Annotated in this window: 28 protein-coding genes; 17 read left to right on the top strand and 11 right to left on the bottom strand. The window is 60.6% G+C overall.

Going from position 1 to position 23590, the window contains the following annotated elements; genetic code table 11:
• Position 1 precedes the first annotated feature (1 nt).
• Genes EFB14_RS08780 through EFB14_RS08755 form a run of 6 tightly spaced genes read left to right on the top strand, consistent with a single transcriptional unit; the run spans position 2 to position 6021 of the window.
• Complete coding sequence (locus tag EFB14_RS08780; protein WP_125847960.1) at positions 2–721, top strand: ABC transporter ATP-binding protein; 720 nt, start codon at positions 2–4, stop codon at positions 719–721.
• Positions 721–1431, top strand: coding sequence for an ABC transporter ATP-binding protein (locus tag EFB14_RS08775; protein WP_125847962.1), 711 nt, complete (start codon positions 721–723; stop codon positions 1429–1431). The genes EFB14_RS08780 and EFB14_RS08775 overlap by 1 nt, the downstream gene beginning before the upstream one ends.
• Entirely contained in the window at positions 1428–2291 is an 864-nt protein-coding gene (locus tag EFB14_RS08770; RefSeq protein ID WP_126824562.1) for a branched-chain amino acid ABC transporter permease, read from the top strand. Before EFB14_RS08775 ends, EFB14_RS08770 begins: the two co-directional genes overlap by 4 nt.
• A gap of 1 nt (position 2292) precedes the next feature.
• Positions 2293–3375, top strand: a complete 1083-nt coding sequence (locus EFB14_RS08765; RefSeq protein ID WP_126824558.1) for a branched-chain amino acid ABC transporter permease — start codon at positions 2293–2295, stop codon at positions 3373–3375.
• Positions 3375–5129 (top strand): FAD-dependent oxidoreductase, encoded by a 1755-nt coding sequence (locus EFB14_RS08760; protein ID WP_125847968.1) that lies wholly within the window; start codon positions 3375–3377, stop codon positions 5127–5129. Before EFB14_RS08765 ends, EFB14_RS08760 begins: the two co-directional genes overlap by 1 nt.
• Positions 5130–5136: 7 nt before the next feature.
• A complete protein-coding gene (locus EFB14_RS08755; protein ID WP_125848019.1) occupies positions 5137–6021 on the top strand; it encodes an intradiol ring-cleavage dioxygenase in 885 nt (294 codons plus the stop codon).
• A gap of 62 nt (positions 6022–6083) precedes the next feature.
• Here the strand turns inward: EFB14_RS08755 and EFB14_RS08750 are convergent, their stop codons facing one another.
• A complete protein-coding gene (locus EFB14_RS08750; RefSeq protein ID WP_126824555.1) occupies positions 6084–7076 on the bottom strand; it encodes a LysR family transcriptional regulator in 993 nt (330 codons plus the stop codon).
• Positions 7077–7244: 168 nt separating this feature from the next.
• Between EFB14_RS08750 and EFB14_RS08745 the strand changes: the two genes are divergently transcribed.
• Positions 7245–8201, top strand: coding sequence for a VOC family protein (locus EFB14_RS08745; protein ID WP_126824552.1), 957 nt, complete (start codon positions 7245–7247; stop codon positions 8199–8201).
• A gap of 10 nt (positions 8202–8211) precedes the next feature.
• A complete protein-coding gene (locus EFB14_RS08740; protein WP_126824549.1) occupies positions 8212–8856 on the top strand; it encodes an alpha/beta hydrolase in 645 nt (214 codons plus the stop codon).
• Positions 8857–9052: 196 nt separating this feature from the next.
• Here the strand turns inward: EFB14_RS08740 and EFB14_RS08735 are convergent, their stop codons facing one another.
• Complete coding sequence (locus EFB14_RS08735; RefSeq protein WP_245438221.1) at positions 9053–9679, bottom strand: sigma factor-like helix-turn-helix DNA-binding protein; 627 nt, start codon at positions 9677–9679, stop codon at positions 9053–9055.
• Between the two features lie 21 nt (positions 9680–9700).
• Between EFB14_RS08735 and EFB14_RS08730 the strand changes: the two genes are divergently transcribed.
• The 3 genes from EFB14_RS08730 (at position 9701) to EFB14_RS08720 (ending at position 11704) form a co-directional block, all read left to right on the top strand.
• Positions 9701–10072 (top strand): glutathione S-transferase family protein, encoded by a 372-nt coding sequence (locus tag EFB14_RS08730; RefSeq protein ID WP_125848021.1) that lies wholly within the window; start codon positions 9701–9703, stop codon positions 10070–10072.
• A 208-nt stretch (positions 10073–10280) separates the two neighbouring features.
• On the top strand, positions 10281–10544 hold the full coding sequence (locus tag EFB14_RS08725; protein WP_126824546.1) for a hypothetical protein: 264 nt from the start codon (positions 10281–10283) through the stop codon (positions 10542–10544).
• Complete coding sequence (locus EFB14_RS08720) at positions 10541–11704, top strand: aminotransferase (protein ID WP_125847977.1); 1164 nt, start codon at positions 10541–10543, stop codon at positions 11702–11704. Before EFB14_RS08725 ends, EFB14_RS08720 begins: the two co-directional genes overlap by 4 nt.
• Here EFB14_RS08720 and EFB14_RS08715 read toward each other — a convergent pair.
• From EFB14_RS08715 to EFB14_RS08700, 4 genes are all read right to left on the bottom strand, one after another.
• Positions 11681–12220: a flavin reductase family protein gene (locus EFB14_RS08715; RefSeq protein WP_126824543.1), complete on the bottom strand. Its 540-nt coding sequence runs from the start codon at positions 12218–12220 to the stop codon at positions 11681–11683. The genes EFB14_RS08720 and EFB14_RS08715 overlap by 24 nt on opposite strands.
• Positions 12217–13572 carry an LLM class flavin-dependent oxidoreductase gene (locus tag EFB14_RS08710; protein WP_126824539.1) on the bottom strand — a complete coding sequence of 452 codons (1356 nt, stop codon included), beginning with the start codon at positions 13570–13572 and terminating at the stop codon, positions 12217–12219. Before EFB14_RS08710 ends, EFB14_RS08715 begins: the two co-directional genes overlap by 4 nt.
• 111 nt (positions 13573–13683) lie before the next feature.
• Positions 13684–14625, bottom strand: coding sequence for a LysR family transcriptional regulator (locus tag EFB14_RS08705; RefSeq protein ID WP_125847982.1), 942 nt, complete (start codon positions 14623–14625; stop codon positions 13684–13686).
• A complete protein-coding gene (locus EFB14_RS08700; protein ID WP_126824536.1) occupies positions 14622–15365 on the bottom strand; it encodes a histidine utilization transcriptional repressor HutC in 744 nt (247 codons plus the stop codon). Before EFB14_RS08700 ends, EFB14_RS08705 begins: the two co-directional genes overlap by 4 nt.
• Before the next feature lie 230 nt (positions 15366–15595).
• On the opposite strand from EFB14_RS08700, the gene EFB14_RS08695 reads away from it, so the two are divergent.
• The 4 genes from EFB14_RS08695 (at position 15596) to EFB14_RS08680 (ending at position 18616) form a co-directional block, all read left to right on the top strand.
• Positions 15596–16423, top strand: a complete 828-nt coding sequence (locus tag EFB14_RS08695) for a transporter substrate-binding domain-containing protein (RefSeq protein WP_126824533.1) — start codon at positions 15596–15598, stop codon at positions 16421–16423.
• Positions 16424–16521: 98 nt separating this feature from the next.
• Complete coding sequence (locus tag EFB14_RS08690; RefSeq protein ID WP_126824530.1) at positions 16522–17163, top strand: amino acid ABC transporter permease; 642 nt, start codon at positions 16522–16524, stop codon at positions 17161–17163.
• Positions 17160–17828 (top strand): amino acid ABC transporter permease, encoded by a 669-nt coding sequence (locus EFB14_RS08685; RefSeq protein WP_126824527.1) that lies wholly within the window; start codon positions 17160–17162, stop codon positions 17826–17828. The genes EFB14_RS08690 and EFB14_RS08685 overlap by 4 nt, the downstream gene beginning before the upstream one ends.
• Positions 17825–18616, top strand: a complete 792-nt coding sequence (locus EFB14_RS08680; RefSeq protein WP_125847984.1) for an amino acid ABC transporter ATP-binding protein — start codon at positions 17825–17827, stop codon at positions 18614–18616. The genes EFB14_RS08685 and EFB14_RS08680 overlap by 4 nt, the downstream gene beginning before the upstream one ends.
• A 503-nt stretch (positions 18617–19119) precedes the next feature.
• On the opposite strand, the gene EFB14_RS08675 is transcribed toward EFB14_RS08680, so the two are convergent.
• From EFB14_RS08675 to EFB14_RS08655, 5 genes are all read right to left on the bottom strand, one after another.
• On the bottom strand, positions 19120–20151 hold the full coding sequence (locus EFB14_RS08675) for an IS110 family RNA-guided transposase (protein WP_126824524.1): 1032 nt from the start codon (positions 20149–20151) through the stop codon (positions 19120–19122).
• A gap of 297 nt (positions 20152–20448) precedes the next feature.
• A complete protein-coding gene (locus tag EFB14_RS08670; protein WP_164737508.1) occupies positions 20449–20862 on the bottom strand; it encodes a curlin in 414 nt (137 codons plus the stop codon).
• A 173-nt stretch (positions 20863–21035) separates the two neighbouring features.
• The gene (gene csgH, locus EFB14_RS08665) at positions 21036–21434 is read right to left on the bottom strand and encodes a curli-like amyloid fiber formation chaperone CsgH (RefSeq protein ID WP_126824521.1); all 399 of its coding nucleotides are present in this window, start codon (positions 21432–21434) and stop codon (positions 21036–21038) included.
• A 64-nt stretch (positions 21435–21498) separates the two neighbouring features.
• The gene (locus EFB14_RS08660) at positions 21499–21936 is read right to left on the bottom strand and encodes a curlin (RefSeq protein WP_126824518.1); all 438 of its coding nucleotides are present in this window, start codon (positions 21934–21936) and stop codon (positions 21499–21501) included.
• A gap of 295 nt (positions 21937–22231) precedes the next feature.
• On the bottom strand, positions 22232–22417 hold the full coding sequence (locus EFB14_RS08655; RefSeq protein ID WP_245438235.1) for a hypothetical protein: 186 nt from the start codon (positions 22415–22417) through the stop codon (positions 22232–22234).
• A 430-nt stretch (positions 22418–22847) separates the two neighbouring features.
• Between EFB14_RS08655 and EFB14_RS08645 the strand changes: the two genes are divergently transcribed.
• Both EFB14_RS08645 and EFB14_RS08640 read left to right on the top strand, forming a co-directional pair.
• Positions 22848–23117 (top strand): antitoxin, encoded by a 270-nt coding sequence (locus tag EFB14_RS08645; protein WP_125847990.1) that lies wholly within the window; start codon positions 22848–22850, stop codon positions 23115–23117.
• Positions 23114–23518 (top strand): type II toxin-antitoxin system VapC family toxin, encoded by a 405-nt coding sequence (locus EFB14_RS08640; protein ID WP_126824515.1) that lies wholly within the window; start codon positions 23114–23116, stop codon positions 23516–23518. Before EFB14_RS08645 ends, EFB14_RS08640 begins: the two co-directional genes overlap by 4 nt.
• The last annotated feature ends 72 nt before the right edge of the window (positions 23519–23590 follow it).

Raw genomic sequence — 23590 nt, 5'->3', positions numbered from 1 at the left:
CATGCCCATACTCGCCCTCGACCAGGTATCGAAAAGCTTCGGCGCCCTGAAGGTCGCCGACCAGATTTCGTTTGCGCTGGAAAAGGGCGAGGCGCTCGGCGTGATCGGGCCAAACGGCGCCGGCAAGTCGACGCTATTCAACCTCATCACCGGCAATATCCGCGTCGATGCCGGCACCATCCGGCTCGACGGCAACGACATGACGCGACAGCCGCCGATGGCGCGCTGCCTCGCCGGGATCGGCAGGACGTTCCAGATCCCGCAGCCCTTCGAAAAGCTGACAGTATTCGAGAACCTGCTGGTTGCCGGCGCCTTCGGATCGCGCAAGGTCGAACGAGAGGTCGGCGACCGCTGTGCCGACATCCTTGTCGAGACCGGGCTTTATTCCAAGGCGAACCAGCTGGCCGGAAGCCTGGGGCTCCTTCAGCGCAAGCGCCTCGAACTGGCCCGCGCGCTTGCGACGGACCCGAAGATCCTGCTGCTTGACGAAATTGCCGGTGGGTTAACGGAAGGAGAATGCCAGGAACTGGTGGAAACGATCCGCGACATCCATGGGCGCGGTGTTTCCATCATCTGGGTCGAGCATGTGCTGCATGCCCTGAATTCGGTCGTCAGCCGGCTCATCGTCCTGCACTTCGGTCGGGTGATCGGGGACGGTGATCCCGACACGATCATGGCTTCAAAGGACGTGCGCGAAATTTATCTCGGGATCGATGTCTGATGGCGCTGCTCGAGACACATGGTCTGACGGCCTTCTATGGCGACTTCCAGGCGCTGTTCGGCGTCGATATCACCTTGAATGAAAGCGAGACGGTCGCCGTGATCGGCGCCAATGGCGCGGGCAAATCGACCCTGCTGCGATCGATCTCCGGCCTGATCCGCAATGTGCCCGGACATATTCGGTTCGACGGCGGGGAGATCGGCGCGCTGGCCGCTCCGGATGTCCTGCAACTCGGCATCACCATGGTGCCGGAAGGCCGTCGGCTCTTTCCTTCCCTCTCCGTCGAGGAGAACCTGTTGATCGGCAAATACGGCCGGGTTGGCAACGGTGCGTGGTCGCTCGACACCATCTACGATCTTTTTCCGGTGCTGAAGGAGCACCGCCACCGTCCCGGCACGGCGCTGTCGGGCGGACAACAGCAGATGGTCGCGATCGGCCGCGCGCTGATCTCCAATCCGCGTGTGCTGCTCTGCGACGAAGTGAGCCTCGGCCTCGCCCCCGTGGTCGTCAGGGACATCTACGCGGCCTTTCCGAAAATTCGCGCGACGGGCGCATCGATCGTCATCATCGAACAGGACATCGGCCAGGCGCTGAAAGTGGCCGACCGGGTCTACTGCATGATGGAGGGAAGGGTGACGCTGACAGGCGCACCGACAACGCTGAGCCGCGAGGATATCCACGCCGCCTATTTCGGAGCGCATGCGCGATGAGCTGGCTCGACACGATCATTCAGGGGATATTGCTCGGCGGCCTTTACGCACTCTTCGCGGCGGGTCTCAGCCTCGTCTTCGGCATCATGCGGCTGGTCAATCTCGCCCATGGCGATCTGATCGTGCTGGCCGCCTTTCTGGTCCTGCTGCTGGTCTCGGCGCTCGGTCTCAATCCATTCGCCGCCGCCGCGGTCGCGCTGCCCGTGATGTTCGCACTCGGCTGGGCACTGCAATTCCTTGTGCTCAACCGGACGCTTGGCAACGATATACTTCCGCCCCTGCTCGTGACCTTCGGCCTTTCGGTCGTGATCCAGAACGGCCTGCTCGAGGGCTTTTCGGCCGACAGCCGCAGGATTTCGGTGGGCGCCTTGGAAACGGCATCGCTGAAGATCGGTCCCGTCAGCATCGGCGCCATGCCGCTGCTCACCTTCTTGTCGGCGGTGGGCGTCATCGTCGCGCTCAACCTCGTCTTCTACCGCACCCCGCTCGGCCGTGCCTTCCGCGCCACCTCGGACGACAGCGCCACGGCGGGCCTGATGGGCATTCGCGCCGAGCGCATATTCGCCACGGCCACCGGGCTTGCCATGATGGTGGTGACGATCGCAGCACTCTATCTCGGCACACGCGCCAATTTCGATCCGACCATGGGACCAGCACGGTTGATCTACGCCTTCGAGGCCGTGATCATCGGCGGGCTCGGCTCCTTCTTGGGGACGCTGGCCGGTGGCATCATCATAGGTGTGGCGCAGACCGTGGGCGCCGCGATCAATCCGGAATGGCAGATCCTCGCGGGCCATATTGCCTTCTTGCTGGTGCTGGTAGTCAGGCCGCGCGGCCTTTTCCCACGGGCGGTGGATTGATATGAGCGATCACCTTTCCCCCTCTTGGACCATCTCGACTCGCACGGGACGCTCCTCCGCATCCATGCTGGTGATCCTCATCTTGGTGGTGCTGGCCATCGCCGCGCCGCTCTTCGTCTCGCGCTCGGTCGTCCAGGACCTGTTCTTCATCATGACCATGCTGGTGCTGACGCAGTGCTGGAACCTACTCGCCGGCTATGCCGGCCTGGTCTCCGTCGGCCAGCAGGCCTTTGTCGGCTTTGGTGCCTATGCGATGTTTGCCGGCGTCAGCCTGCTCGGAATGGATCCGATGGCGGCCATCATGCTCGGCGGGCTTGCGGCCTTGGCGCTGTCGGTGCCCACGGCCTTCTTCGTCTTCCGCCTGCAAGGCGCCTATTTCGCCATCGGCACCTGGGTCATCGCCGAGATCGTGCGGCTGTCGCTCGCGCAGTGGAAAGCGCTGGGTGGCGGAACCGGCACGTCGCTGCCGTCAGGCGCAACCCGCGACATGCTCGGCGTGTGCTTCGTCGCGGACCTGCTCGGCGTGCGTGGGCCGCAGGCCACCGATATCATTTGCTACTGGCTCGCGTTACTTTTGGCCGTGGTCACCATCGGTTCGATCTACAAGCTGCTTCGCTCGAAGCAGGGCCTGGGGCTCGCCGCGGTGCGCGACAACCGCGAGGCCGCGCGCTCGGTCGGTGTCGATCCACTCTTGACGAAGTCCTTCGTCTATCTGGTCGCGGCACTGGCGACAGGCCTTACCGGCGCGCTGATCTATGTGCAGAAGGCGCGCATCTCGCCGGATGCCGCCTTCTCCGTTCCGGACTGGACGGCCTATGTGATCTTCATCGTGGTGATCGGCGGCATCGGCACGATCGAGGGGCCGATCATCGGTGTGATCGTGTTCTACATCCTGCGGAGCCTGCTGGCCGACTACGGTTCCTGGTATCTGCTGATTCTCGGCTTGATCGGCATCCTGATCATGCTGTTTGCGCCGCGCGGCCTCTGGGGCCTGTTCACGGACCACACCGGATTCCAGCTCTTTCCCGTCCGCCGTATCCTGGCGGGCCAGCCCAAAACCAAAGACATCAGAGGGAGTGACTGATGGCCGACATTGAAACCGACGTCCTGATCATTGGAACCGGCCCGGCGGGCTCGGCGACCGCGGCACTGCTTGCGACTTACGGCGTCGAGAACATGGCGATCAACCGTTATCGCTGGCTGGCCAATACGCCGCGCGCCCACATCACCAACCAGCGCACCATGGAAGTGCTGCGCGATCTCGGTCAGGAGGTCGAGGCGGAGGCCTACCTCCATTGCAGCCCGCAGGACATCATGGGCGAGAACGTGTTCTGCACCGCGCTCGCCGGCGAGGAACTCGGCCGTCTCAAGACCTGGGGCACCCATCCGAAGTCCAAGGCCGAGCATCTGCTCTCCTCGCCCGCTGAAATGAACGACCTGCCGCAAACCTTCATGGAGCCGCTGCTGTTCAAGACGGCATGCGCGCGGGGGACGCAGGCGCGGATGTCCACCGAATATGTGAGCCACGTGCAGGATGCCGATGGCGTGACGACCACCTGCCGGGACCGCCTGACCGGCAAGGACATCACCATCCGCTCGAAGTACCTGGTCGGCGCTGACGGCGGCAATTCGCTGGTGGCGCAGCATCTCGGCCTGCCTTTCGAGGGCAAAATGGGCGTGGCCGGTTCGATGAACATCCTGTTCAAGGCTGATCTCACCCGCTACGTCGCCCACCGCCCGTCGGTCCTCTACTGGGTGCTGCAGCCGGGCTCGAATGTCGGCGGCATCGGCATGGGGCTGGTGCGCATGATCCGGCCATGGAACGAGTGGCTGATCAACTGGGGCTATGACATCAGCCAGGGTGTGCCGGAAGTCGACAACGCCTTTGCCGAGGGCGTGGCCCGAGACCTGATCGGCGATCCCGATATCGACATCGAGATCACCTCGGTCTCCACGTGGACGGTCAACAATTGTTACGCCACGAGCACCCAAATGGGCCGCGTCTTCTGCATGGGCGATGCGATCCACCGCCATCCGCCGTCGAACGGGCTTGGTTCCAACACCTCGATCCAGGACGCCTTCAACCTCGCCTGGAAGCTCGCCATGGTCATCAAGGGCCATGCCGGCGCCGGCCTGCTCGAAACCTATACCGAGGAGCGCGCGCCGATCGCAAAGCAGATCGTCACACGCGCCAACCAGTCGATCGAGGAGTTCGGCCCGATCTTCGGCGCGCTCGGCCTGCTCGATTCCATCGACCCGGTGAAGATGCAGGAAAACATGGATCGTCGCTGCGATGACAGCACGGTCGCCGAGAACCAGCGCGCGGCGCTGCGCGAGGCGATCGCCTTCAAGGTCTATGAATTCGACGCCCATGGCGTAGAGATGAACCACCGCTACAAATCCTCAGCGGTCGCAGCCGACGGTCAGCCCGAGCCCCCATTCACCCGCAATCAGGAACTGCATTTCGAGCAGACGACCTGGCCCGGCGCGCGCCTGCCGCATGCCTGGCTGTTCGGCGAGGGTAACCGGAAGGCCTCAACGCTCGATCTCTGCGGTCACGGCAAGTTCACCCTCCTGACCGGTATCGGCGGCCGGGCCTGGGTCGATGCAGCAGAAGTCCTGTCGGCGGAACTCGGCCTGCCGCTCGCAACCCATATCATCGGGCCACGACAAACATGGCAGGATCACTATGGCGACTGGGCGCGTGCCCGCGAGGTGGGCGATGCCGGCGCCGTCCTGGTGCGGCCGGACCACCACGTCGTATGGCGCTGCGAACGGCTGGCCGTTGACCCAGCAGCCGAGTTGCGCCGCGTTTTGACAACAATTCTGGATCGGTGAGGCGATGATGGGAGCGGATGAGAAGGGCTATTTCACCGAGGGGAACTCGGTCGAGGTCGTGACCGGCCGCAATGCCGGGGCCAAGGACGAGCGCTTGAAGGAGGTGATGGACGTCATCACCCGCAAGCTGCATGAGGCGGTGAAGGAACTGGAGCCGACACAGGAGGAATGGATGCAGGCCATCCTCTTCCTCACCCGAACCGGCCAGATGTGCAACGAGTGGCGGCAGGAATTTATCCTGCTGTCGGACGTGCTCGGCGTGTCGATGCTGGTTGATGCGATCAACAACCGAAAGCCCTCGGGCGCGTCCGAAAGCACGGTGCTCGGCCCGTTCCACGTTGCTGATGCTCCGGAACTGCCGATGGGCGCCAATATCTGCCTCGACAGCAAGGGCGAGGACATGGTCATTGAGGGCCGTATCCTCGACACTGAGGGCAAGCCGATCGCCAATGCCGTCATCGATGTCTGGCAGGCCAATGACGAAGGCTTCTATGACGTACAGCAGAAGGGCATCCAGCCCGACTTCAATCTGCGCGGCATCTTCCGGACCGGTCCGAATGGACATTATTGGTTCCGCGCCGTGAAGCCGAAATACTACCCGATCCCGGATGACGGCCCCGTCGGGCAGTTGCTCGGCCATCTCGGCCGCCACCCCTACCGCCCGGCTCATCTGCACTACATCATCAGCGCCGACGGTTTCGAGACGCTGACGACGCATATCTTCGATCCCGACGATCCCTATATCCACTCGGACGCAGTTTTCGGGGTCAAGAAAAGCCTGCTGGCGAAATTCAACCGGGTGAATGATCCGGGGCGCGCGAAAAGATACGAATTCGCCGGCGATTTCTGGGAAGTGGCGCATAACTTCGTGCTGGCGAGAAGCCGCACCTGACATAATGACGACAGGAGAGGATGCGTGCACCGCATCCTCTCCTGTGCGTTTTCAGCACCGTATCAGTCGGCGGATAAGATACGCTCGCGCTCGCCCATGAACGGTCCTTGTACCCACTGGATTGTCTTTTCGTGTTTCTCGACCGCTCGCCGGAGTTCAGCGAATTCCCGCCGGATATGGCCGACAAACTTGCGGCCGGCCGGGTTTGAATAGGGCTTCTTGCGCGTCATAACGCCGAGCACGCGCTCGGGCTGCGGAATATCAAGCGGAATGATGCTGATCTTATTCTCGCCGCGGAAGGCATGAACGACGGAATGCGGCAGAATGGCGAGTGCATCGGTGCCCGCGAGGTAATTGACGACGCTCAACAGCGACCCGCCGGCATAGCGTAGCGACACCTCCGCCAGCCCCAGCGTCAGCAGAATATTGTGCAGGTCGAGCACCAGCGGAGACCCGGGCAACGGCGCGATCCAGGGATAATTGACGATGTCCTCGGTCGTGAGGTTGCGCTTGCGGACCAACGGATGGCCGGCGCCGCAGGTCAGGACATTGCGCGCCGTCAGGATCGGCTCGAAGTGCAAGTCAGCGCGCAGATCCACCGATCCGGTCGGGGTCACTGCGAGGTCGATCTGACCGGAATCCAGTTCGGCGACGAGGTCGGGATAGTTGCCATAGGACTGGTGCACCATGATGCCCGGCTCGCCGCGCTGGAACGAGGCGATCATCGGCGACACAACCGCATCCATGAAGAAGGGCACACCGCCGATCCGCACCCGCCCCGACGAGCCGGACTTGAAGCTGCGGATGATCTCCATCGCCTTGCGCCACGATGCCAGGATGACCTTGCCCTGCTGGCCGAGCTGCTCACCGAGCGGTGTCGGCTGCATCGGCCGCCGGCCGGAAACGAAGAGCGGCTCGCCGATGCGCTTTTCCAGGATCGAGAGAGTGCGCGACACCGCCGACTGCGTCATGCCGAGCATGGCGGCCGCTTCGGTGACACCGCCGGTCTCGATGACGGCGGCGAGCTGGACGAGGTGCGCTTCGACGATCTTCATAGCAAATTGCTATAGCTTGCATGAACAATGTCAATCAGGAGCGGAGTGGATCGGCTATAGTCGGCACATTCACGGGATGTTTGCGACACGCAGGCTGCGCCGTGGTTCCGGATGACAACGGTGGAGGAACCGCATCCGGAATTCGCAACGTCTTTGGAGGAGGACGACATGGCCCTTGTTAGCGGCTATCACCATCTGACGCTCTGCACCGACGGTGTGCAGGAGGATTACGACTTCTACACCAAGGTGCTCGGGCTCTATTCGGTCAAGCGCACGGTGCTGTTCGACGGTACCATCCCCGTCTATCACCTTTACTACGGCTCGCGGAACGGCGACGCCTCGACTATCATCACCACTTTCCCCTTCCGCAAGCCGGCCGTCTTCGGCAAGCGCGGCACCAACCAGTCGAAGATCATCCAGCAGGCCATCCCGGTCGGTTCGGCCGACTATTGGATCGACCGGCTGAACGGCAAGGGTGTCGATGCCGCCAAGATTTCGCGCTTCGGCATTACCCGCGTCGCTTTCAAGCATCCATGCGGCATTCCGCATGAACTGGTCGAAAGCCCGGCCGACAACCGTCCGGCGATCGTCAATGAAGCGCAGCACGTGAACGCCGCCCATGGCATCAAGGGCATCTATGGCGCGGCCATCGCCGTCTTCGACCGCACCGCGATGGACGACTTCCTCGGCGTCAGCATGTCGATGAAGAAGGAAGCCGACAGCGACGAGGGCCTGATGTTCTCCGTGCCGAATGCCGGCGGGCCGAGCAGCATCGTCGAGGTGCTGCACGAATCCACCGGCCCGCAGGGCACCTGGACGCTGGCCGGCGGCACGATCCATCACCTCGCCCTCAACACCGGCAACGAGGAAAACCAGCTCGAGCTCAAGGCGCATCTCGAAGGCCTCGGCTTTACCGACGTCTCGGATCAAAAGGATCGCAACTATTTCAAGTCCTGCTATGTCCGCTCGCCCGGCGGGGCGTTGTTCGAGATCGCCTGGTCGGTCGAAGGCGGTTGGGCGCTCGACGAACCGGCGGGCCAGATCGGCACGACGCTGGTGTTCCCACCATGGTTCGAAGATCGCCGGCAGGAACTGATTGCAGGTCTCGAACCCGCGACATTCTGAGTCCGGCGCCATGTCGAACCACGACACACCGCTCCTCCTCGGCGCGAGCCCCGAGGAGGCCCTGGTGCACTGCGTCTTCATCCACGGGCGTACCCAGTCGCCAGAGGACATGCAGGAACAGGTGATCTCGAAGCTCAAGGTGCCCGGCGTCGCCTTCGTGCTGCCGCGGGCCCGGGGCAACAGCTGGTATGACGCGCGCGCGACCGACGTGCTGACGGATCCCACCCGGCAACAGCTCGAGCAGGCGATCGCTTATGTCAGGCAACTGATCGGCGACCTTCCCGGGGCGAACAACCACCCGAAACCGCTCGTCATCGGCGGCTTCAGCCAAGGCGCCTGCCTCGCGGTCGAGTATGCGATGCGGCACGGTCCGTGGAACGGCGCCCTGGCAAGCTTGACCGGTTGCCGCGTCGGCACGCCGGCTTGCGACAGGCCCTTTGCCGATCTCGACCGGCTGCCGGTCTACCTAACCGGTTCCGACAAGGACCCGTGGATACCCGTCGATGCCTTCGCCCAGACTGCTGCGGCCCTCGCCCGGGCTCGGGCGCGGCTCCATTGCGACATACTGCCGGATAGGTCACACGAGGTCTCCGCTACCGAAATTGCGCAGCTTGAGAAGGTCCTGTGCGGGCTTTCGAACCGGAGCTGGTGGTAGTGCAGGCAAACCGGGGCTTATCGCAAAGATACTTCGGAAGTCCAAGTGCAGATTGGCTTCACGGAAGATGACTAGCGTGACCGACGGCTTCGGTCGATACCAGGATCCGAACGTCGCAGGCGGATGGCCCTCGGGGCCTCCTTGGTTCATCTGGCTGCAGGTGCCACCCTGTCGCATTGGTGCGGGCAAAGGCGGTCTACTGTGTACTCGGGAGGGATTGCGGTAGGCCGAATATCGGGAGGACGGTGTCTTCGAAGCGGGTCATGGCGCTGATTCGGTTGCCGGAGAGAGTGAGAACGAAGAGGCCCACTCCGTGGATGCCGGTGGAGGTTTGTCGGTAGACCCCGAAAGCCGGCTGGCCGTTGGCTCGCGTCCGCACCAAATGGAACCCTTGCACCGAGCCGAAAATGAATGCGAAGAAGCGGGCCACGCTGTCTCGTCCCTGGTATTCCAGCGGCATCGGTGGCATCGACAGGAAGACGTCACCGGTCAATAGAGCCACCAACGCGTCGATGTCGGCAGATTCGTAGGCACTGACGAACTTCGCGAAGATCGCGTCCTCTGCAGGTGAGGCGCTACCAGGCGGCGGCTCCATGGCAGTGGTCACCGGCAGTCGGCGCTGCATTCCTGCACGCGCGCGTTTGAGGGCGCTTTTGACCGATTCGACGGTCGTGTCCAGCATGCCGCCTACTTCGTTAGCGTGGAATCCGAGGACATCGCGCAGGATCAGGACGACGAGTTGGCGAGGCGGCAAGATCTGCAGGGCGGTCACAAAAGCCAGGGAAATGGATTCGGTTTGCTCATAGCGCGCCTCCGGGCTCACTGGGATGCGGAATCGTGGGGCATGGTCGCATTCGAAAAGACCTCCAAGGCCGTGCTGGGTCTGGGACCGCCGGACGCCGCGTTCATTGCTCGCGGGGAGCAGAACTTCGCGCGCTTCGCCGCCGTGCTCGACCGGTCGCTGAACGGACGGACGTGGCTGACGGGCGAGGCTCTGACCGTCGCCGATTTCTCGGTTGGCGCGATCATACCCTCGGCGGCGCGGATTGGGCTTTCCATAGCCCCGTACCCTGAAATCGCTCTCTGGTACGCTCGTCTCGCCGCCCTCCCGCCCTGGCAAGTCGCTCTGGCTCAGCAGGCCTCAGCTGCGGCGGCCTGGCAGGCCGAGCGCCAGGCAGGAACGGCGATTGATCTCGGACCTGGCGCTGGCGCCTAGGCCGGCGATGCACCGCCGTCGGATAGGCCTCTGGTCTTGGGCGATTCGGTGGGTCAGCCCCGTGTTGCCCGTACCACCGACATACCGTCGACCAACCGAGATGAGGGTTACAGCTCCGGCATGGACGGCATTATAAGCAACTTGATCTCGAGCGCTAGCGCGTCACGCCGCACACCTAACCTAACTATATGCTTTTAGAGAACTTTTGATGTCAGTCGCTCGCGAGCTCTTATACGGAATAGCGGCAGCATTGGTCATCGCGATTGTCGGTGGTGCCGGATTGCTCTGGCAGATCGCGGGCGGTTACGGTTTCAATAGCCCAGCTCTTCGTCCAGGCGCAGCTGTTCGAGCCGCATTTTGTGCGCACACCACCCGCATGCGTCTCCGCTTCAGTTTCGTCTCACCCAACAAAGAGGTTGAGAAAGCCATTGCTATCGTTGTAGCAATCGGGATCAAAGAGAAATCGTTATGACCACCGCAAAGTCCAATTCGCTCGTTTCCCGCCTTTCTGCCCCGCCCATTCCGTCCGTCGTTGCCTGGAGCCGCGAATACAGCGGAGAAAAAGGGCCGCTCATCGATCTGTCGCAAGCCGTGCCCGGCTATCCCGCGCATCCGGTGATGCTGCGGCTTCTTGCCGAGGCGGCCGGACAACAGGCTATGACGGGATACGGGCCAATCGAGGGCGAGCCTTTATTGCGCAAGACCTACGCTGCCCATGTTGCCGAGCTTTACGACACCGATCTTTCGGCTGCCAATATCCACATCACCGCCGGCTGCAATCAGGCGTTCATGTGTACGGCGATTGCGCTTGCTGGCGCGGGCGATACCGTAGCGCTCACCAATCCCTTCTATTTCAATCATGACACGACGCTGTCGATGCTGGGGATCGGGCGGCAATTGGTCGACTGCGATCCTGCCAACGGGTTCTTTCCCGATCCGCGTTCGGCCGAGGCGGCACTTGCGGCCGGCGCGAAGATGCTTGCCGTCGTTACGCCCAACAACCCCACAGGGGCGGTGTATTCGCCAAGCTTGCTTCATGAGCTTTTTGCTCTCTGCCGGAAATATGGCGCCTGGCTGATCCTCGATGAGACCTATCGCGATTTCCTTGGCGAGGATTACGGACGGCCGCACTCTCTGCTGTCCCAGCCGGGCTGGGAGGACACGCTCGTTCTTCTCTACAGCTTCTCGAAATCCTTCTGCATTCCTGGCCACAGGCTGGGTGCGATCACGGCAGGCCCCAAACTCGTCGCCGACATCGCCAAGGTGATGGACAACATGCAGATCTGCGCGCCGCGTTCGGCTCAGATCGCCGTTGCATCGGCTCTCCCGGCGCTCGCCGATTGGCGGGCCGGAAACCGGCTGGAGATCGCCCGAAGGGCTCACGCGTTGAGGCAGGTCTTTTCCGGGCTACCGGATTGGGAGATCGGAGCGATCGGCGCCTATTTCGCCTTTGTCCGCCATCCCCACGCAGATCGATCGTCGTCAGAGGTTGCCGAAAAGCTCGCTAGGGAAGCCGGCATTGTTTCTTTGCCCGGCGCCTATTTCGGGGAGGGACAGGAGCGCTACCTCAGACTCGCCTTTGCCAATGCGGATGTCGCCTCGATTGGGCTATTGTCCGAGCGCCTTCGCTAGGCCGCTGCGATCGACCTCCGCCGGAAGTTGGTGATAGCCACCGCGCCAGTAAAGCAGCGGTCCTATGCCTTGCCGGATTTCGATCGCGTAGACATGTCCGACCAAAATCGCATGGGAACGGTAGTGGAATGCCGTTTCGAGCTTGCAGTCCAGGACGGTCAGGGCATTTTCAAGGGCGGCCGCGCCGGTCTTGAGATGATACCATCCCGCATCGCCGTAGCGCTCCGTGCCCTTTCGCCCGTCAAAACCGGCAAAGGATTGCGCTACCTGCTGCTGGTCGGCGGCGAGCACATTGACACAGAAGCAGCCGTATCGCTGCAGCGCCGGCCATGAGGAAGACGCCCGATTGACGCTGACGATCACGGAAGGCAGTTCCGCCGACAGCGACGAGACCGACGTTGCGGTGAAGCCGGTGCGGTCTTGCCCGTCGCCGACCGTAATCACGCTCACCGCACCGGCAAGATGACGCATCGAAAGCTTGAAGTCCGCTTCGCTGATCAGAGCCTCGGCACTCATCGGGCCGGCGCCGGCGTTTTGGCAAAGCGGTTTACAGGCATGGAAAGACCGAGGTTTTCACGCAAGGTCTTGCCTTCGTATTCCTCGCGGAATAGCCCGCGGCGGCGAAGCTCCGGCAGAACGAGCCGCACGAAGTCGTCGAGACTGGACGGCAGGGTCGGGAACATCAGGATGAAGCCATCGGCGGCGCGTGTCTCGAACCATTCCTCCATGTAGTCGGCGATCTGGGCCGGCGTGCCCGTCATGCCATTTCCGGTATGCTTCTCGGCATAGTGCCGGATGAGTTCGCCGACGGTACGGCCGCTTCTGACGAAATCGACCAACTCGTCGAACAGGGCGCGCGATCCCTTGGGCGCCGCCGGCAGACGATCCATGGGGAAGGGCTTGTCGAGAGCCACGTCGCGCAGGTCCGCTTCCAGGAATTCGGAAAGCATCAGGCGGCCGACATCGGGATGCATCTTGTCGATCAGATAATCCACCTTCGCCTTTGCCTCGGCCTCGGTTTCACCGACGTTGGTGACGATGCCCGGCATGATTTTCAGGTCGTTCGGATCGCGCCCATAGGCCGGCATCCGGCTTTTGACGTTTTCGTAGAAGGCGCGGTTCCGATCGATATTCGATGCGAGGCTGAAAACGATCTCGGCGGTGCGTGCCGCCATGTCCATGCCGGGTTCTGAACCGCCCGCCTGGGCGATGACAGGGCGGCCCTGGGGCGTTCGCGCGATGTTGAGGGGGCCGCGAACCTGGAAGTGCTTGCCTTTGTGGTTGAGCGTATGGTGCTTGTCCTTGTCATAATAGACACCGTTTTCACGGTCGAGAAGCAGTGCGCCCTCCTCGAAGCTGTCCCAGAGGCCGAAGACGACATCGACGAACTCGTTGCCGCGCTCGTAGCGCAACACATGCGGATCGAGCCCCTCGCGATTGAAGTTGTAGCCGGTTTCGTCGTGATCTGACGTGACGACATTCCAGCAGACGCGGCCCTTGCTCAGATGGTCGATCGAGGCGAACAGACGCGCGACATTGAAAGGCTCGTAGTAACTCGTCGACACCGTCGCGACGAGACCGAGATCCCTGGTGGTGACCGCCAGTGCCGAGAGCAGCGAGAGGGGTTCGAAACGGTTCATCTTTGTGGGAATACGGGCAAGCGCACTCGGATCGCCGACGGCGGCGGCGGGAGAATCCGCCATGAACATGAAATCGAATTTGGCCGCCTCGGATCGTTTGGCGACATCGAGCAGATGAGCGAAGTCGTTGGCGCCGTTGACGTCGCTTGCCGGATGCAGCCAGGAGGCGGGATGAAAACCGAACGTATAGACGAAAGTTCCGAGTTTCATCTTGTCGGTTCGTGCCATCGAGCTCTCCTGCCATGTCGGTCACGCCACCACGGGAAACCGCCCTGCGCAAGTTATCGTCAGGCACAAGTTTTCATCAATATTGCGCAGCTGTGTTCCGTTTTAGTTTTTCTAAAGTGTTGGCCTGGGCGCGGACGCCAGGGCCTGCTGACGGGAAACAGCCATGAGCCAATCGCGGAATTCACGCCCATGCGGCTTCTGCAACGCCGCACGGTCCCAGGCGAGATAATAGCTTTCGGCCAGTGCTATGCGTATGTCGACGGGAATGACGAGCGTCTGTGCCTCGAGCTCATCTGATATCATCGACATCTGCGCGAGGACGACGCCGCGCTTGTTGACGGCTGCGTCAATCGCACTGCTCGACAGAGTGAAGGAAAGACCGGCAGTGCTCTCCTCGAACCTGGTGCCCGTCTTAGCAGCAAACTCGCGCCAGCTTGGATAGGGTGTGAAATGCCGCTCCCATTCAACATGCAGGAGTGGATATTCGAGAAGCCGCGCGACGGAGGGCGCCTTGCCCTTGATCAGCGCCGGCGAGCAGGCCGGCACAACCCAATCGCGGAACAGTTCGGTATAGTGTTCATGCTGCAGCACATCCGATCCATAGCTTATGCGGAAATCGACGTCGTCGAAGCCCATGCGCGGTTCCTTGTCGCGGCCGACAATCCTGACATGAGCCTTCGGATGAAGGGCCTGCCAGTCAAAGATCCGGCGCCCTATCCATTTGTTGACGACGGAAGACAGGGCGCTGAGAACCAGAGCATTCTCATTGCGTGCGCGTTCCAAAATCTGTTCCGCAAGCGCGAATTGCTCGAAACCCTTCGATATCTCCTGGTGATAGAGCCGCCCCCATTGGGTGAGCTCCACAGTGCGGCCGTTGCGCTCCAGCAAGGTGACGCCGAGAAAGCTCTCGATCTTGCGGATCTGCTGACTTATTGCGCCGGGGGAAACCTTCAGCTCGAGGGCCGCGGCGCTTACGCCGCCACAGCGACCGACGGCTTCGAACGCCTGCAAGCCCTTGAGCGGCACTGTCCGGATAGCCTGTTTCTCGGTCAAGAGGCGGTTCTCCGCGGCAGTTGATCCTCGGCGCTTTTTTTACTCGGATGAAAGTCGCCGGCAAACTGGAAACGGTCGCCGGGATGGATGATCTCGACATAGGTGACCGTGCGGCTGTTCTGCCATGTCTGCCGGATGAGGGTCAGGCAGGCCTTACCACGCTCGGTCTCAAGCAGGCGTGCCGTGGCGGCATCGGCCGAAACGGCGCGAATGACATGCCTTGCCTTCGACCAGGGCACCATGTCCAGCAACCATTTGCCGGGCGGAACCGAAGCAAAGCTTTCGGTTCTGGCAGACGGTACAATGGCGAGCATGATGATGCGCCGCTCCAGCGCATTTGGCTTGCCGTCGACGGTATGCAGGCAGTGAAGCCGGAGGATTTCCGCTCCCGTCGGCTCACCGAGCTGTGCCGCGGTGGCGCCATCCAGTGTCTCGATTTTTCGCAGCAGGATCCTGTAGCTGTGGTCATGCCCCGCCAATTCGGCTTCGGTGGAAATGTCTTGGATATCCATCACGGTGCGGTCGATCTGTTGGGAGGCAACGACGGAGCCAACCTTGCGGCGACGTGTGATCATGCCGCGTTCCGCCAGGGCCGAAAGAGCCTTGTTCACGGTCATTCGGGAACATTGATACTCTTGTACCAGCTCGTGTTCGAAGGGGATGCGGTGACCAGGTTGCCAGACGCCGCCCATGATCCTGGTTTCGATGTCTTCGAAAATTCTCTGATGAATTGAGACCAAAACTCACCTCGATCCAGCGATGACATTCAATTTCCACCAAAGCCGCCGCTGCCGGGTCTACCGGCACTACGCGGCACAAATCTTGCGTCCGTCGAGTTTTGCGTTTGACAGTGTAGGCCGGCCTGTATCTATTTGTATAGACAAAAGCGGATCAGAGAAATCCGCTCGGCGGGACAACGCTAGGGGAACTTGAACCTTCCACCGGAAGGGTAAAAACTGGAGAGAAAAACATGAGGAAGAATTCACTTCTAAAGGGGCTGGTCGGCGCTGCATTTCTGTTCGGCGCGACGATTTCCGCCCATGCGGCTGATACGCTCGCCGCCGTGAAGGCCGCTGGCACCATGAAGGTCGGTACCGAGACGGCCTTCGCACCGTTCGATTTTATCGACGCTGGCGAACATGTCGGCTTGAACGTCGATCTTTTTAACGAGATCGGCAAGGAACTCGGCGTGAAAATCGAATGGGTCACGCTCCCCTGGGATGGCGTCTTCCCGGCGCTCGAAGCCGGCAAGTTCGACGTCGTCGCAGGCCCAGCGACGATTACCAAGAAGCGCATGGAGCGCTATCGTTTCACACCGCCGCTTGCCGAGGCGACCATCGCGATCCTGAAAAAGGCCGGCGACCAGACGATCAACAAGCCGGAGGATATCGCTGGCAAGAAGATTGGCGTCGGCAAGGCGACTGCCCAGCTGGATCAGCTCAAGGAGTTTTCCGAAACCCTGCCGACAAAGGTCGATATCCGCGAATATCCGGCCTTCACCGAGTCCTATGCGGATCTCGCCGCCGGCCGCATCGCCGGTGTTGCCAACTCACTGCCGAATATTGCTTTCGTCGCGAAGCAGCGCGAGGGCACGTTCGAAGTCGTGCAGCCGCCCTTCGGCAAAAAATCCTATTTCGGCTTTATCGGCCTGAAGGATGCAGATCATGCGCCACTGATGGACGCAATTGACGCCGCCATGCTGAAGATCAAAGCTGACGGCCGAATGGCGACACTGCAGAAGAAGTGGTTCGGCGCGAGCTTCGACACACCGGATTCCGTTAAGGACCCGGCATTCTGATCAGCCATCGGAAATCGGCCATGCCCGCGGGGATGCCGGGGCATGGCCGAGAAATGCGACCGGATCTTCCTCACCGCCAAGCGAGTGAAATCTGAACAATGTCCGTTAAACTCTTCGAGTTGCTTCTGAAGGCATCGATCTACACGGTGACCATCAGTGTTGTGTCGATCCTCATCGGCTTTGCGATTGCGATCCTTCTTTCGGGAATGCTGCTGTCGGGGCGAGGGCTTTTCGTGCGGCCTGCCCAGATTTTCATCAGCTTCTTTCGCGGCGTGCCGCTGCTGGTGCAACTGCTGCTGATCTACAATCTGCTTCCGGTCATCGGCATCAATGTGCCTAGCATCGTGGCCGCGATCATCGGCCTGTCGCTCTGCACGGCGGCCTATCAGGCCGAGAACCTCCGCGGCGGCTTTGCTAGCGTGCCTCTAGGCCTCGTGGAGTCGGCGGAAATGGTTGGTCTGACACCGCGCCAGATCTTCCGACGCGTCAAGGTTCCGATCGCCCTGCGCCTCACGTTTCCGGCTCTCGTCAACGAGGCGATCCTCATTCTCAAGGCGTCGTCATTGGTCTCAGTCGTTGGCATCGTCGAACTGACGCGCATGGCCCAGGACCTTGCCGGCAGTACCTTCCTGCCGCTGCAGCTCTTCGCATCCGCCGGCCTCATCTATCTCGTGATCAACTGGTTGGTGGCGCTTTCCGGCGGCCTGATCGAAAATAGACTCCCGGGGGCGCCGCGGTGACATTCGACATCAATGTCCTCATCGGGCAGTGGCCCGCCATCGTCAGCGGTGCCGGCGTGACGATCATGATATGGATCCTCGGCACCATCGCTGCGGCCGTCATCGGCTTCCTGATGGCAGTCGCCAGGCAATATGGCGGTGTGCTGATCGACATGGTGCTGGGTGCCGTCGTTGCCGTGCTGCGCGGCACGCCGTTTCTCATCCAGATATTCCTGGTCTATTACGGCGGCCCTTTTGTCGGCCTTGATCTCGATCCCTTGCCCGCCGGATTGATCGGCATTTCGATCTATGGCGCGGCCTATTTCAGCGAGATCTTCCGCTCCGGCTTCCAGGCTGTGCCGAAGGGCCATATCGAGGCCGGCGAATGTGTCGGCCTGACGCAGGGGCAGATCGTCAGGCGCATTCTATTGCCGGAGATGACGATGCTGGTGCTGCCGCCATCCGTGAATATGGTGGTCATCCTGATGAAGGAGACGGCGGTCTTGTCCATTATCACCGTGCCGGAATTGACGGCCACGCTGAGTGCTATCGGGTCGCAGCAATATGCCTTCGTCGAAGCACTCTCCGCATTGGCGCTTTTCTATTGGGTACTCGTCGAAGTCACCGGCTGGCTTGGCAACCTTGCTGAAACGAAACTTTCCAGATTCAGGTTTTTCAACGCATGAGCGTCCCCGCAATAGCAGTCAGGAATCTCATCAAGACTTTCGGAGAGACCACGGTCCTTCATGGTATCGATCTCGCCATCGAGCCCGGACGGGTTTCCTGCCTCATTGGCCCTTCCGGTTCCGGCAAGAGCACCCTATTGCGCTGTATGGCTTTCCTTGAGGAGGCAACGCGCGGGACGATCTCCATCAACGGCGAGGTGCTTGGCTTCACCGAGGATTCTCAGGGACGGCGCGAGCGCGTCTCGGCCGCCACCAACCGGGCGATCCGTGCCCAAATCGGCATGGTGTTCCAGCAGTTCAATCTCTGGCCGCACATGACGGCCCTCGGCAATGTCAGCGAAGCATTGAAGACGGTTCACAAGATGAGCCGCAAGGATGCAGAGGAGCGGGCAATGGCCCAGCTCGTCAAGGTTGGCCTCGAGGGCCGGGCCGGGCACTATCCCTCGCAGCTATCAGGCGGACAGCAGCAGCGCGTGGCGATCGCCCGTGCTCTGGCGCTGAAGCCCAAGATCATGCTGTTTGACGAGCCGACCTCGTCGCTTGATCCAGAGTTGACCGGCGAAGTCTTGAACGTCATGCGCGATCTGGCCGCCGAGGGCATGACCATGGTTGTTGTCTCGCATGAGATAGGTTTTGCCGCGACCGTCGGCCAGCAGATCATCTTTCTCGACCATGGCAAGGTGCTCTTCAGCGGATCGCCCCAGGAGGTCTTTAAGAAGCCGCGAAATCCCCGTCTTGAACAATTCCTCGATACCTATCTCGACCGTGGTGCCTCGATGTTGCTGTAGTGTCTATGTCCTTCCAGATCCTCAGGCAGACTAAGTCGAGCAGCTAGAATCTCCCCCAAATCTGATCTGCATTCACGCCGGGGAAAACGACTTATAGGTTCCGCAAGCTATTCAACGGCCTGTTCGTCGTGAATTGTTTTGACGATCGAAAAATGGCCGAAGCGGCGGCAGATGGGGAGGTCACCGGTTCGACTCCGTTGTCTAATCGCGTGCTCGGGGTCAAGCGGCTTGTGGCTCGTGGATCGCGACATCTTTCTGTTTTGGATGGGGTCTGCATCTTTGTTCCTGCCAATTCGTCCGGCGCCGGGGAGCACGGTTGTCTCCGCGGTCGACACATAGTCGCCGCATGATGGGTTTTCGCAGGGCGGATCTTCCTTTGTTCAAGACGCAGTCTCGACGAGCTGCGACGGAATCGACGGAATGACCCAACCCACGTCCACAGCAGGGACGCCCAGCATCTCAATCGGGTTGAGGCGCTGAGGCAGGTAGGCCGGCTTTTTCGCCTATGCGGTAGCGCCGGCCAATGGGTTGAACGCTTCCCCGGTTTTGAGCATGCTATGCATGATGACAGCAAGTTTTGGCGCGACAGCAACCGCGGCACGTTTGAAGCCCAGTCGCTCACGCAGCTTCAGCCCCCACGTTTTGAGACTGCATTCGGTCCTGGCACCGGTTCTTGTTAAGAGGACGGTTGCCGCCTCGTAGAGTAATCCCCGCAGCCGACCGTCACCGCGTCGCGAGATATGGCCATCATAATCGATTTCGCCTGACTGGTAGCGCCGCGTCGTCAGCCCGAGCCAAGCGCCAACGGAGCGCGATGTGGGGAAGTTTTCAGGATCTTCGATCGCAGCAATGTAAGAGACGGCCGTGACGGCGCCAACGCCTGGAATCGTCATCAGGAGCTTCGTAGCCCGGCTCTGTCTGGAAGCTGCGAGCAACTGGTGATCAAGATTGGCTGCGCGCTTACGTATGTCGCGCCACGCCTCGAGCAGGGGCAATATCACAACTGCCAGGCCGCTATTTCCATTCAGCAGTTCTCTCACATTGGCATCAAATACCCGACCTTCCCCTTTGGGCACGATAAGACCAAACGTTTTCAGGAGACCGCGTATTTGGTTGCTGAGCTGCTTGGAAATGCTTACGAGCTGGCTACGCGCCGCCACCAGTGTGCGCGTCAGCATGTTGTCGAAAGTCTTTACTCGCACGACCTTGTAAAATCCTGCTTCGGCCAACTGCTCTAGACCATCCGCATCATTGGCGTCAGTCTTGTTAAGCGTCTCGCTCAGAACCTTTTGCGCGTGCCGAGCTTCAATGCAAATCGCAGGAATCCCTTCGGCCGTCAGCGCATGATAGAACCACGTCGACAGTGGACCTGTCTCGAAGACAACGAGCTTCGCGTGCGGAGCGTGCTTGCGGATGATCTGCGATAGAACTTTCGGATCAGAAGGGCATTTCCCTCGCCAGATCCGTTTCCTATTCTCTCGGATCGACACCGCAGTATCTTTCAACGAAACATCGAGCCCGATATATTGGTCCATGGTTGCCTCCATTTGATGTTGGGCCCGGTTCCAATCGTGAGCCCGTATTTCCATCCTACCGGGGGCAACCACCCATGTCAGATATTGCTGAGGCAATGCCTTTGGGGAAACCGTCCGCGATTACTCCATGTTCAAGAGCAGTCATAGCCGGTGCGCAGGGTAAAGATCCTGTCGAACCGTCTTTCGGAAGGCCAAGATTGCCTGCGGGGAGGGCTTCTACCTAAATTGCGGGCAAGCGCCTTGTCCAGGCGTAGATGGAGCAACGTGACATCGCCTTCGGGACTGTTGTGAACTGCCTTACCAGCCATAGCTGAAGGTAGCGCCACTGCCGTTATCCCCATCTTGCACCACGTCGGTTTCAGTATTTCGCCCATACTGGAAAATGCCATAAGCATTGTAGTTGCCATTCTGCCGCAAGGTTGCGGAATGACCATTGCCCCTCTGCCGGATGAAGCCGAGATTGCCACGGCCAGCCTGAGCGATGCCAGCCGCATTGCCCCGGCCCAGCTGCCGAATGTCGGCGTCTTTCAGGCCGCGGTAGAGCGAATAGACGCGCAGTCCGGTTGAAAAAAGATCCGCATCCTCGGCATTGCCCGGGGCGAGATTGACCGAGATCCGGCCGCCGGCATAGGCTGGAGCAGACAAGGCTACCAGCCCTAGGCTCCCGGCAAGAAGAGTGACGGTAAGCATCTTAAACACGTTGCGGGTCATCCTGATCTCCATTTGCCGGCTGCCTTGGCCGATGATCAACCTTCGCATCTTTCAGCTGAACCCAGTCGGAATTGCCCGTTCAGTTGTTGTTCAGTCGTTTCAGCCTGATCGAAAGCAAAAGGGCGCCGAAAGCCGGCGCCCTTTTAGAGGGATTTGCAAAGTGTGGAGGCCGTTCAGTTGCCACCGATCTGCTTCGTGCAGCTGAAACTCTTGCCCCCGATCACGACATCCAGTGTCGCCCGGTATTCGGCTCCCTTGGAGTCGAGCGAGACGGAGCTGAGAATTGCCGCATGTCCCGCTGTGGCATCAAAATCGCCACTCTGGTTGATCGCGGAGCTTCCAGCGCCTCCTGATTTCTCGACATGGAAGGTGTAAGTCCCGCCGACATGCTTGTCGGCGTGGATGAGTGCATCCAGTCTGACCATACCTGCTCCAGGCGTTGCTTTGATTTCACAAAGCTGCGCCCCGTCAGATTGGTTGGCAGTCGTCATGGCCGCAACGGCACCGACGGGAAGCAGAACCAGCGCAAGAATGGCCATCAGGCGGCGTGGATGTTTGATGCTATTTGGCATGGGTCGTCTCCCTTGATGGTCTGCTGTTGCGATCTTGACCGCTTTCGCGTCACCGAGCAGCCGCTTACGGGCAGGCCTGGACGAAGGCCGCGACATTGCCGTTGCCACCCTGATTGACATTGGCGCTGCAACCATGGCCGACCTGAACGCCAGCTGCGATGTTGCCATTGCCGTCCTGGGTAAGGATGGTCGTGTGGTTGGAGCCAAACTGGCCGATGCCGGCTACGTTGCGGTCGCCGTTCTGATAGGTGGCGCCGTAGTTGTCATTGCCTTCCTGACCCACAGCCGAAAGATTATGGCGGCCATATTGACGGCCGACAATCCGGTTGTAGCCACCGTTCTGGTAGGTTCTGATCCGGTTTCCGTGTCCTTCCTGCGCACCACCGGCAGAGTTCGACCAGCCATATTGTTCGATACGCACTTCGTTGGCCATGGCGGGGGCTGCGGCGGTGAGGCCAACGAGAGCGACGAGTGCGGTTGCAATGAAAGACGTGCGGATCATGACTGTGTGTCTCCTCAGGCGGATAGGACCGCGGTTGAACGTCTTTCTTTTAGAACCGCCCTTTGCAACGGAAGCTGAAGGCACCATTCAGTCGGGGTTCATTCGCAGAGATCGGCGCCCGCCTCCTCGCAATTGAATCGGTAAACAGGCCAATTTCAAATGGGATGCTCCAGCGGTCGCTTTCGATTGTTCATTTTCACGTGCCCGCACCAAATGGGCCTCCGTGACTGAAACTGCTAAACTCCTCTCGCGAATTTTACCTGGCGATTTCATGCTCGGGGCAGGGGAGGGCTTCTCAAAGCCCCGAGGCCTTAGTGAGATTGATCTGGAAGCGATGGCACGTAGCGCTCTCGTCGACTTTGGCCGAGGAGGCAAGGCCGGCATGCAGGGCGTGGCCTGAAAATTTCTGCTCCTGTTCGCTCTCGGAAAGATCGTCGTAAAGCTTCAGTTGGCAGAACTTGCCACTCGGTTGGGCGTGCATCTATCGCCTGGCTCGGCCTGCACGGTGGCTATGCAGGTGCTCAATGCCGTCGCGCAGTTCGAAAGGGATTTGCTGATCGTGCGGACGCAATCTGGTTCTCAGGCGCGTAAAGTCGGAAGGAAGGGTTCTCGGCCATCCGCAGCATGGGATCCCGCGGGCGGCGATCATGTCGCGCGCCGCGGCGAGATTGATGTAGTCCGGCATGGTCAGCTCAGTCGGATAGCGAGAGGTCGATCGACACAACGAGCGGCTCCGGCATGTTCCATAATATCTATTACGCCGCATTTTGAGATGATATAACATTACCTATAGGTGCATTCCAACCGCGAAACGCGCTCGAGCCTTTTCAAAGGCAGCGGAAGGCATAGACCACGCTTGAAACCTTCGCCGGCGCCTAGTATATGCACGTGTATATACATGAGAGCCCAATATGCCCAATTTCCGACATCAAGAGCCTATCTCCCCACGGGAGGCCAAGCTTTTCAGGAACAACAAGAGTCAGGCTGTACGAATCCCGGCTGACTTTGAGCTACCCGGCGACCGGGTGATGATCCACCGCGACGGCAATCGGCTCATTATAGAGCCTGTGCACCGCAAGAACCTCCTGGAAGTACTGGCAGGTTTGGAGCCGCTTGGTCCTGAGGATCAATTTCCCGAGGTCGACGATACCCTGCTTCCTGTGAAGGCAATCGACCTGTGAGCAGGCTTTATATGCTGGACACCAATATCGTGTCTGAGCTTGCCCGAAACCCGAGGGGCGTCGTCGCTGAACGCATCGCCGAGGTTGGACCCGATGCAATCTGCGTCAGCATTATCACGGCGTCGGAATTGCGCTACCGGTGCGCCAAGAAGAGATCGCCCAAACTTCTCGCACAAATCGAAGCTATCCTTGGCAGCGTAGCGGTCCTTGCGCTGGATGTGCCCGCAGACGCAGAGTACGGCGGCATCCGAGCTGAACTGGAGGCCGCTGGCAAGCCAATCCGTCCGAATGATCTGTTCATCGCCGCCCACGCCTTTGCCGTCGGAGCAGTCCTGGTGACGGCGAACATGGACGAGTTCACGCGTATTCGCGCTTTGCAGGTCGAGAACTGGTTGGCTTGAAGGGGCCATAGGTCATTGGAAATTCTGATGCCGACTTGGCGCATCGTTCTTGCCTCAATCCGGCCTCACAAC

This window comes from Rhizobium fabae (assembly GCF_003985135.1).
Classification (GTDB): domain Bacteria; phylum Pseudomonadota; class Alphaproteobacteria; order Rhizobiales; family Rhizobiaceae; genus Rhizobium; species Rhizobium pisi.
The sequence above is the reverse complement of the archived record's forward strand: the minus strand, read 5'-3'. Positions and strand labels throughout refer to the sequence as shown.

Bases quoted from the DNA above. Each gene is read 5' to 3' on its own strand.
- EFB14_RS08780 (WP_125847960.1), top strand. From the start codon at position 2: ATGCCCATACTCGCCCTCGACCAGGTATCGAAAAGCTTCGGCGCCCTG.
- EFB14_RS08775 (WP_125847962.1), top strand. From the start codon at position 721: ATGGCGCTGCTCGAGACACATGGTCTGACGGCCTTCTATGGCGACTTC.
- EFB14_RS08770 (WP_126824562.1), top strand. From the start codon at position 1,428: ATGAGCTGGCTCGACACGATCATTCAGGGGATATTGCTCGGCGGCCTT.
- EFB14_RS08765 (WP_126824558.1), top strand. From the start codon at position 2,293: ATGAGCGATCACCTTTCCCCCTCTTGGACCATCTCGACTCGCACGGGA.
- EFB14_RS08760 (WP_125847968.1), top strand. From the start codon at position 3,375: ATGGCCGACATTGAAACCGACGTCCTGATCATTGGAACCGGCCCGGCG.
- EFB14_RS08755 (WP_125848019.1), top strand. From the start codon at position 5,137: ATGGGAGCGGATGAGAAGGGCTATTTCACCGAGGGGAACTCGGTCGAG.
- EFB14_RS08750 (WP_126824555.1), bottom strand. From the start codon at position 7,076: ATGAAGATCGTCGAAGCGCACCTCGTCCAGCTCGCCGCCGTCATCGAG.
- EFB14_RS08745 (WP_126824552.1), top strand. From the start codon at position 7,245: ATGGCCCTTGTTAGCGGCTATCACCATCTGACGCTCTGCACCGACGGT.
- EFB14_RS08740 (WP_126824549.1), top strand. From the start codon at position 8,212: ATGTCGAACCACGACACACCGCTCCTCCTCGGCGCGAGCCCCGAGGAG.
- EFB14_RS08730 (WP_125848021.1), top strand. From the start codon at position 9,701: ATGGTCGCATTCGAAAAGACCTCCAAGGCCGTGCTGGGTCTGGGACCG.
- EFB14_RS08725 (WP_126824546.1), top strand. From the start codon at position 10,281: ATGTCAGTCGCTCGCGAGCTCTTATACGGAATAGCGGCAGCATTGGTC.
- EFB14_RS08720 (WP_125847977.1), top strand. From the start codon at position 10,541: ATGACCACCGCAAAGTCCAATTCGCTCGTTTCCCGCCTTTCTGCCCCG.
- EFB14_RS08715 (WP_126824543.1), bottom strand. From the start codon at position 12,220: ATGAGTGCCGAGGCTCTGATCAGCGAAGCGGACTTCAAGCTTTCGATG.
- EFB14_RS08710 (WP_126824539.1), bottom strand. From the start codon at position 13,572: ATGGCACGAACCGACAAGATGAAACTCGGAACTTTCGTCTATACGTTC.
- EFB14_RS08695 (WP_126824533.1), top strand. From the start codon at position 15,596: ATGAGGAAGAATTCACTTCTAAAGGGGCTGGTCGGCGCTGCATTTCTG.
- EFB14_RS08690 (WP_126824530.1), top strand. From the start codon at position 16,522: ATGTCCGTTAAACTCTTCGAGTTGCTTCTGAAGGCATCGATCTACACG.
- EFB14_RS08680 (WP_125847984.1), top strand. From the start codon at position 17,825: ATGAGCGTCCCCGCAATAGCAGTCAGGAATCTCATCAAGACTTTCGGA.
- EFB14_RS08675 (WP_126824524.1), bottom strand. From the start codon at position 20,151: ATGGACCAATATATCGGGCTCGATGTTTCGTTGAAAGATACTGCGGTG.
- EFB14_RS08670 (WP_164737508.1), bottom strand. From the start codon at position 20,862: ATGACCCGCAACGTGTTTAAGATGCTTACCGTCACTCTTCTTGCCGGG.
- csgH (WP_126824521.1), bottom strand. From the start codon at position 21,434: ATGCCAAATAGCATCAAACATCCACGCCGCCTGATGGCCATTCTTGCG.
- EFB14_RS08660 (WP_126824518.1), bottom strand. From the start codon at position 21,936: ATGATCCGCACGTCTTTCATTGCAACCGCACTCGTCGCTCTCGTTGGC.
- EFB14_RS08655 (WP_245438235.1), bottom strand. From the start codon at position 22,417: ATGCACGCCCAACCGAGTGGCAAGTTCTGCCAACTGAAGCTTTACGAC.
- EFB14_RS08645 (WP_125847990.1), top strand. From the start codon at position 22,848: ATGCCCAATTTCCGACATCAAGAGCCTATCTCCCCACGGGAGGCCAAG.